The organism is Streptomyces sp. NPDC030165 (genome assembly GCF_055573595.1).
Genome location: NZ_JBVIBD010000024.1, coordinates 119,242 through 126,994 on the forward strand (window position 1 = coordinate 119,242; position 7,753 = coordinate 126,994).

Consider the following 7,753-nt stretch of genomic DNA (forward strand, 5'->3'; position numbering starts at 1 on the left):
GGTAAGGCTCACCTGGAACGCTTCCGGGGGCGCGCGTCCTCTAGTCGCGATCTATCGCGTTTCGGTAGGCTGCCCCTCGTGGACGAATCGTCGCTCGCCAAGCGAGCCCAGCAGCCGGTGAACCTGACCAAGCCCGTGGCCGAAGCCGAGCTGAGGGCCTCCGACGCCGACCGGGACCGGATCGCGGAAATCCTGCGCGAGGCGCTGGCGGTGGGACGGCTGGACGCCGAGGAGCACTCCGAACGCATCGACCTGGTCTACCGGGCCAAGACGATGGGCGAACTGGAGCCGCTGGTACGGGACCTGCCCGCGGAGGGCAGCATCCCCCGGCCCCGGCCCGCGGCCGCCGCGTACGAGGCGGAGCCGAGCGGCGCGCTGCCGGACCAGACCATGGTCGCGATCTTCAGCGCCTCGACCCGCAAGGGCCGCTGGCGGGTGCCCGCCCGGATCAACGCCGTCGCGGTCTTCGGCAGCGTGGAGATCGACTTGACCGAAGGGATCTTCCAGCAGCAGCAGGTCCAGATCAACGTCACCTCGATCTTCGGCAGCGTCGAGATCCGGGTGCCGGAGAACGTCACGCTGCGCAGCAGCGGTTCCGGCGTGCTCGGCGCCTTCGAGGTCGAGACCAACGAGTCGGTGGACGCCGACGCGCCGGTCGTCCTCGTCAACGGGTACGCGGTGCTCGGCAGCGTCGAGGCGAAGGCCAGGCGCGGCAAGTGGCTGCGCGATCTGACCGACGACCTGCGGGGCGCCCGGCGCGCGTGGCAGGAGCAGCGGCGCGACGAGCGCCGCGAGCGGTACGGGCACCGCCGGGACGAGCGCCGGGTCCGGCACGAACAGCGCCGGGGCGAGCGCCACGGGCGGCTGCACGGCGGCCACCGCGACTGACGGGGCGGGCCGACGGCGGCGTACCGGCCCCCGGAGCCGGTGTTCGCGCGCCGCGTCCGCACTGCTCGGCGGCCGTTCGCAACCGTGTGCATAAGCACGCGTACAGCGGGTAGGGCTGGTGCATCGTCTCTCGTACGGCTGCGGGGTGCGAAAAGTCGTGCGCAGCGAGACGGGCAAGGGTGACTCTTCGCCGAAGCCGTCGTCAGGAGTAGACCGTGCTGCTACCGCATCAGCCTCTGCAGGACACCGCAGTTGTTCCGCCCCAGCGGGTTCCCTCTCGCGAAGAGGCCGGTCCCTGGCACGCGGAGGCGGTGTGCCGCCGTGACGAGGCGGGCCTGTTCTTCGCACCGTCCAAGGAGCCGACCGCCGCGCGCCTGGCGAGGGAGGAAGCCGCCAAGCGGGTCTGCGCCCGCTGCCCGGTGATGATCGAGTGCCGGGAGCACGCCCTCATGCAGCCCGAACCCTACGGAGTGTGGGGCGGCCTGACCGCCGCCGAACGCCGGGTCGTGCTGGCCCGCCGCCGGCGCCGGGAGACCGAGTTGCAGCGCACGGCCCGTATGCGGGCCGCCGGTTGAGCGGCCGGTGCGACCGGCACGCGTGACGGGCCGGGACCCCGCCGACATGACGGCGGAGTCCCGGCCCGAGTGTTTGGGTGCCGCGGCCTAGCTGGGGCGCTCGAAGTCGACCGAGCTGTACGCGCGCAGCTTGGAGAGCCGGTGCTCGGAGTCGACCCGGCGGATCGTGCCGGACTTCGAGCGCATGACCAGCGACGAGGTGCTGGCGGTCTCGGCGCGGTAGCGCACCCCGCGCAGCAGGTCGCCGTCGGTGATGCCGGTGGCGACGAAGAAGACGTTGTCGCCGCGGACCAGGTCGTCGGTCTGGAGCACCCGGTCCAGGTCGTGTCCGGCGTCGATCGCGCGCTGCCGCTCCTCGTCGTCCTTCGGCCACAACCTGGCCTGAAGGGTGCCGCCCAGGCACTTCAGAGCGCACGCGGCGATGATGCCCTCCGGCGTACCGCCGATACCCAGCAGCAGGTCCACGCCGGTGCCCTCACGGGCCGCCATGATCGCGCCGGCCACGTCGCCGTCCGAGATGAACTTGATCCGGGCGCCGGCCTCCCGTACCTCCTTGGCCAGGCCCTCGTGGCGCGGCCGGTCCAGGATGACGACGGTGACGTCCTCGACGGCGGACTTCTTCGCCTTCGCGATGCGGCGGATGTTCACGCCGACCGGCGCGGTGATGTCGACGAAGTCGGCGGCCTCGGGGCCGGTGGCCAGCTTGTCCATGTAGAAGACCGCGGACGGGTCGAACATGGCGCCGCGCTCGGCGACGGCCATCACGGAGACGGCGTTGGCCATGCCCTTGGCGGTCAGCGTCGTGCCGTCGACCGGGTCCACGGCCACGTCGCACTCGGCGCCGGTGCCGTCACCGACCCGCTCGCCGTTGTAGAGCATCGGGGCGTTGTCCTTCTCGCCCTCCCCGATGACCACGACGCCATTCATGGAGACGGTGTGGATCAAGGCGCGCATGGCCTTGACGGCGGCGCCGTCGGCGCCGTTCTTGTCGCCGCGCCCGACCCAGCGGCCCGAGGCCATGGCTCCGGCCTCGGTCACCCGGACGAGCTCCAGTGCGAGGTTGCGGTCGGGAGCCTCGGGGCTGACCTCGAGTTGGGACGGCAGATGATGCTCGGTCATCGAGCGCACCTTTCTGTACGGCGACGGCCGGAATGGTGAGGGTGGCTATGACTTTATCGGTACGTCGCCAAAATGAGCAGCGGGCCCTACGCATGAGCGGCGACAAGAAGCCACGCGGGCGTGTCCCCGCACGGCGGGCGCCGGCCGCGTGATGGCGGGGGGCCTGTCTTCGCGGCGCCGGGGATGGGGGACCATAGAGGCGTGGCAGGTATGCGAGGCAAGCAGACGGTTCGGGACATGGTCCTGTCGATGGCGGTGATCGGCGCCCTCGTCGCGGGCATCTATGTCTTCATCCCGCACAACGACAGCAGGACCGCCGAGGTGAACGCGGTCAAGACGGTCGACTACCGCGTGGAGCTCGCGACCGCCCGGCGCGCCGCGCCGTACCCGGTCGCCGCCCCCAAGGGGCTGCCCGAGGGCTGGCGCGCGACCTCCGTCACGTACAAGGCGAGCAAGGACGGCAAGGGCGGCGCCTGGCACCTGGGCTTCCTCGACCCCGAGCAGGAGTACGCGGCGCTGGAGCAGAGCGATGCGCCCGCGAAGAAGTTCATCCAGGACGTCACGCTGGGCGCCGAGAAGGCCGCGGGCAAGCAGGTCGTCGGCGGCGTGAAGTGGGACCGCTACAAGGGCGAGAAGTACCGCGCGCTGGTGCGCGAGCAGGAGGGCGTCACGACCGTCCTCACCGGCACCGCGCCGTACGGACGGCTCGCGGAGCTGGCGGCGTCCCTGGAGTCGAAGAAGGACTGACCGGCCGCCCGCGGACCCGCCTGCCGGTCCGCAGGGCTCCGTACACGTACGACGAGGCCGCCGCACCCGGGATGGGTGCGGCGGCCTCGTCGTGTACGGGCGCGGGGCTCAGACCGTGGTGACGGCCTCATCGAAGCCCAGCCGCGGCGAGCGCGGGAAGAACGCGTCGGCGCCGGGCTTGCCGATGTTGATGACCATGAAGGACTTCTGCTTGCCGTCGCCGAAGAACTCCTTGTCGATGGCGCCGAAGTCGAAGCCGGTCATCGGGCCGGCGGCCAGGCCGGCCGCGCGGATGCCGACGATGAAGTAACCGGCCTGCAGCGTCGCGTTCTGGACACCGGCGACCTCGCGGGCGGCCAGCTCGGAGAAGTAGGCGTCCTTGATGCCCGGGGCGTGCGGGAAGAGTGTCGGCAGCTTCTCGTGGAAGTCCAGGTCCGTGGAGAGGATCACGGTCAGCGGCGCGCTCAGCGTCTTCGGGCCGTTGGCGCCCATCGCGTGCTGCACCAGGCGCTCACGGGCGTCCTCGGAGCGGACCATGGTGATGCGCAGCGGCGACTGGTTGAAGGCGGTGGGGGCGAACTTCACCAGGTCGTAGATGGCCTGCACCTGCTCGTCCGTCACCGGCTCGTCCGTGAACGTGTTGGCGGTCTGGGCCTCGCGGAAGAGGAGGTCCTGGGCGGCGGCGTCGAGCGCGAGAGACATGAGGGCACCTCGTGGGTCGGGATTTCCGTGTTCGTCATCAACTGTAACCAAGATAGATTAAGTTTCAACTAATACGGCGGAACAGTGACCCGACTCACAAGGGGTGCCTCGATACGCCGCCGACCTGACGAGGGCGGTCGGGATGGCCGGAGGACCGGGGCGGGGCGGGCCCCTGTCCGGCCGGGCGGGCCCCGCCCCGCCGTTACCCGGCCGCTACCCGGTCACTTCCTCGTCTGCCTCTTCCTCCGCCAGCGCCGCGTCCAGGCGCGCCCGCGCCCCGTCCAGCCAGCGGCGGCAGACCTTCGCCAGTTCCTCACCGCGCTCCCAGAGCGCGAGGGACTCCTCCAGTGTGGTCCCGCCGGCCTCCAGGCTGCGGACGACCTCGATCAGCTCGTCCCGGGCCTGTTCGTACCCGAGCGCGGAACCCTCCGGCTGCGCCGCGTCCGCCGCGCCGTCCACCACCGTGCCGTCGTCCGTCTTCGCCTTCGCCATGGCTCCCACCCTATTCCGGGGGTGTGACATCGGACGGTGCGCCGGACACCCGTACCCGGAACCCGCCCTCGGCGACCCGGGCCCGCAGCTCCTCGTCCGGCGCGACCTCGCCGGGCGAGCGGACGGCCGAGCCGTCCGGCTTCTGGAGCACCGCGTAACCGCGCTCCAGGGTCGCCTTGGGGGAGAGGGCGACGACCCGCGCCAGAGTGTGCGACAGCTCCGAGTCGGCGCGGTCCAGCAGATGCCCCAGGGTGCGCCGGCCGCGCTCCAGCAGGGCCGTGACCTGGTCCTCGCGCTCCTCGACCATCCGGTGGGGCCGCTCCATCGAGGGCCTGCTCAGGGCAGCCGCCAGGCCCCGCTCCTCGCGGTCCAGGTAGCCGCTGACCGCGCGCAGCGCCCGCTCCCGCAGCTGCTGGATGCGCGCGAATTCCTCGCCGACGTCCGGTACGACCTTCTTCGCCGCGTCCGTCGGCGTCGAGGCGCGCAGGTCGGCGACCAGGTCCAGCAGCGGTGAGTCCGGCTCGTGGCCGATCGCGGAGACGACGGGCGTACGGGCGGCGCCCACGGCCCGTACCAGCTGCTCGTCCGAGAACGGCAGCAGGTCCTCCACGCTGCCGCCGCCGCGCGCCACGATGATCACGTCGACCTCGGGCAGCGCGTCCAGCTCCTTGACCGCCTCGATCACCTGCGGCACCGCGTGCACGCCCTGCACCGGTACGTTGCGCACCTCAAAGCGGACCGCCGGCCAGCGCAGCCGGGCGTTCTCCAGGACGTCCCGCTCGGCCGCGCTGGCCCGGCCGCACACCAGGCCGATCAGCTGCGGCAGGAACGGCAGCCCGCGTTTGCGCTCCGCCCGGAACAGGCCCTCGGCGGCGAGGGACTTCTTCAGCTGCTCCAGCCGCGCCAGCAGCTCGCCGACGCCCACCGGCTTGATCTCGGCGGCCCGCAGCGAGAGCTGGCCGCGCGGCGCGTACCACTCCGGCTTGGCGTGCACGACGACGCGCGCGCCCTCGCTGACCACGTCCGCGACCTTGTCGAAGACCTGGCGGTAGCACGTCACGCTCACCGAGATGTCGTACGACGGATCGCGCAGCGTCAGGAAGATCACGCCGGCGCCGGGCCGCCGGGACAGCTGCGTGATCTGCCCCTCGACCCACACGGCGCCCAGCCGGTCGATCCACCCCCCGATGAGCCGCGACACCTCGCCGACGGGGATCGGCGCCTCCGCAGACGTCCTCACACTCATGCCACGAGCGTATAGCCCGGCACTGACAACGCCGGGCTACGCGGAACCGCTCGACGCGGGGGTGGCCGGGTCAGCCACCCACCGCCCCGCCCCTCCGGCGCCCGTACTGCACCCCCAGCACCACCAGCCCCACCACGAGCCAGGCAGCGCCGACGATCTGCGCGGTCCTGGACGCCTCCACGACGACCGCGACCACCACCCCCAGGCCCAGCACCGGCACCAGCACGTGCTTGACGACGTTCGGCCGCTCGGCCCGCTTGCGTACCCAGAACCAGCCGATCACCGAGGCGTGCAGCAGCCCGAAGGCGGTCAGCGCGCCCACGTTGACGATCGAGGAGAGGTGGTCCAGGCCGTCGTCGCGACGGGCCGCCCACACCGCTGCGACCAGCGTCACCACCGCAGCGCCCAGCAGCGCCCGCCGCGGCACCCCGCTGCCCGCGTCCACCTTCGACATCGCGCCCGGCAGCCGCCGGTCCCGCGCCATCGCGAAGAGCAGCCGCCCGGCCGCCGCCTGCCCCGCCAGCGCCGCGAACGCCGCCCCGATCGCCTTGCTCGCCGCCACCAGCTTCTGCAGCCACTCGCCGACGGCCGCGTTCGCCGTCGCGTAGAAGGCGTCACCCTGCTCAGCGGGCTTGTCCGCCAGCTCGGCCGCCGACATCGGCGCCAGCAGCGCCGCCAGATAGGTCTGTACCGCGAACAGCACCCCCGCCATGACCAGGCAGACCAGCACGGCCCGCGCCACCCGCGCAGCCCGGCCCGCCCGTCGCCCGCCACCGCCCTTGCCCGGACGCGCTCCGCGCGGCGCGTCCTTCGCCTCCTCCGCGAACGAAGCGATCGCGTCGAACCCCAGGTACGACAGCACCGCGACCGACACCGCCGCCAGCACCGCGCTCATGGAGAACGACCCCTCGCCGGTCAGCGGCTCCGCCCAGCCGCGCTGCGCCCCCTCCGTGGCCAGCACCCACACCGCCGCCACCACGAACACCACCAGCACCGCGAGCTCCATCGCCAGCACCACGAAGCCGGCCACCGCCGCCGTCCGTACCCCCAGGAGGTTCAGCAGCGTGGTGACGACCACCGCGAGCGCCGTCCACACCCACTGGTGCACGGACGGCACCAGCGCGTGCATGGCGATACCGGAGAAGAGGTACGCCACCGCCGGGATCAGCAGGTAGTCGAGCATCGCCATCCACCCCGCGACGAAGCCCGCGCCGTCGCCGAGCCCGGCCCGCGCGTAGGTGAAGACCGACCCGGCCTGCGGGGCGACCCGCACCATCTGCGCGTACGAGTACGCGGTGAAGGCCATCGCGACCGTCGCCACGACGTAGACGAGGGTGATCGCGCCGTGCGACTTCGCCTGGAGCGTGCCGAAGATCCCGACCGGTGCCATCGGGGCGATGAACAGCAGCCCGTAGACGACCAGGTCCCGGAAGGACAGCGTGCGCCGGAGCCGGCCGGCATCCGGCACGGCGGACGCTCCGGGCCCGCCGGGAGACGGCGGAGTGGACGGGTTCGGCTCGGACGGTGCGGTCATGACGGACACCTCGGCAGGGGACGAACGGGCCGACGATGATCGTCGGCTGTCCTCCAGCTTCGGGCAAGCCCGCGCCGCCGGCGGGGTGGACGCGCCAGGAGAGGCGCGTACACGCCGGGTGCGCCGCCGCGGAGCCGCGGCCACGGTCACTCCATCGCGCCCCGGCGGCATCACGAACCCCGGGACCGGCCCCGTACGATGGATCGTATGACTGCTGCTACGCCCAGCCCGTCGCCCGCCACCGCTCCGGACGGAGACGCCGCACCGCGCGAGGACCGCCGCCGGGTCCTGCTCGCCGCGCCCCGTGGCTATTGCGCGGGCGTGGACCGTGCCGTCATCGCCGTCGAGAAAGCCTTGGAACAGTACGGCGCGCCCGTCTACGTGCGCCACGAGATCGTCCACAACAAGTACGTCGTCAAGACCCTGGAGAAGAAGGGCGCGATCTTCGTC

The 7,753-nt window shown here is 72.3% G+C and carries 8 protein-coding genes and 1 pseudogene; 4 read left to right on the top strand and 5 right to left on the bottom strand.

The window, feature by feature from the left end:
- Positions 1-78: 78 nt before the first annotated feature.
- Together ACZ4Z1_RS34455 and ACZ4Z1_RS34460 are read left to right on the top strand one after the other, a co-directional pair.
- Positions 79-888: a DUF1707 SHOCT-like domain-containing protein gene (locus ACZ4Z1_RS34455; RefSeq protein ID WP_468490597.1), complete on the top strand. Its 810-nt coding sequence runs from the start codon at positions 79-81 to the stop codon at positions 886-888.
- Between the two features lie 215 nt (positions 889-1,103).
- On the top strand, positions 1,104-1,463 hold the full coding sequence (locus ACZ4Z1_RS34460; protein WP_468490598.1) for a WhiB family transcriptional regulator: 360 nt from the start codon (positions 1,104-1,106) through the stop codon (positions 1,461-1,463).
- A gap of 87 nt (positions 1,464-1,550) precedes the next feature.
- Here the strand turns inward: ACZ4Z1_RS34460 and glpX are convergent, their stop codons facing one another.
- Positions 1,551-2,582 carry a class II fructose-bisphosphatase gene (gene glpX / locus ACZ4Z1_RS34465; protein ID WP_468490599.1) on the bottom strand — a complete coding sequence of 344 codons (1,032 nt, stop codon included), beginning with the start codon at positions 2,580-2,582 and terminating at the stop codon, positions 1,551-1,553.
- Positions 2,583-2,792: 210 nt separating this feature from the next.
- Here glpX and ACZ4Z1_RS34470 point away from each other — a divergent pair, with 210 nt between their 5' ends.
- Positions 2,793-3,329: a DUF4245 domain-containing protein gene (locus ACZ4Z1_RS34470; protein ID WP_468490609.1), complete on the top strand. Its 537-nt coding sequence runs from the start codon at positions 2,793-2,795 to the stop codon at positions 3,327-3,329.
- Between the two features lie 108 nt (positions 3,330-3,437).
- Here the strand turns inward: ACZ4Z1_RS34470 and ACZ4Z1_RS34475 are convergent, their stop codons facing one another.
- The 4 genes from ACZ4Z1_RS34475 to ACZ4Z1_RS34490 all read right to left on the bottom strand — a co-directional run bounded on the left by ACZ4Z1_RS34475 (position 3,438) and on the right by ACZ4Z1_RS34490 (position 7,303).
- The gene (locus ACZ4Z1_RS34475; RefSeq protein WP_468490600.1) at positions 3,438-4,031 is read right to left on the bottom strand and encodes a malonic semialdehyde reductase; all 594 of its coding nucleotides are present in this window, start codon (positions 4,029-4,031) and stop codon (positions 3,438-3,440) included.
- A gap of 213 nt (positions 4,032-4,244) precedes the next feature.
- Positions 4,245-4,523, bottom strand: a complete 279-nt coding sequence (locus ACZ4Z1_RS34480) for an exodeoxyribonuclease VII small subunit (protein WP_468490601.1) — start codon at positions 4,521-4,523, stop codon at positions 4,245-4,247.
- 10 nt (positions 4,524-4,533) lie between these two features.
- Entirely contained in the window at positions 4,534-5,769 is a 1,236-nt protein-coding gene (gene xseA, locus ACZ4Z1_RS34485; RefSeq protein WP_468490602.1) for an exodeoxyribonuclease VII large subunit, read from the bottom strand.
- A gap of 70 nt (positions 5,770-5,839) precedes the next feature.
- Positions 5,840-7,303, bottom strand: coding sequence for an APC family permease (locus tag ACZ4Z1_RS34490; RefSeq protein WP_468490603.1), 1,464 nt, complete (start codon positions 7,301-7,303; stop codon positions 5,840-5,842).
- A 198-nt stretch (positions 7,304-7,501) separates the two neighbouring features.
- On the opposite strand from ACZ4Z1_RS34490, the pseudogene ACZ4Z1_RS34495 reads away from it, so the two are divergent.
- Positions 7,502-7,753, top strand: a pseudogene (locus ACZ4Z1_RS34495) (4-hydroxy-3-methylbut-2-enyl diphosphate reductase); the annotation flags it as partial.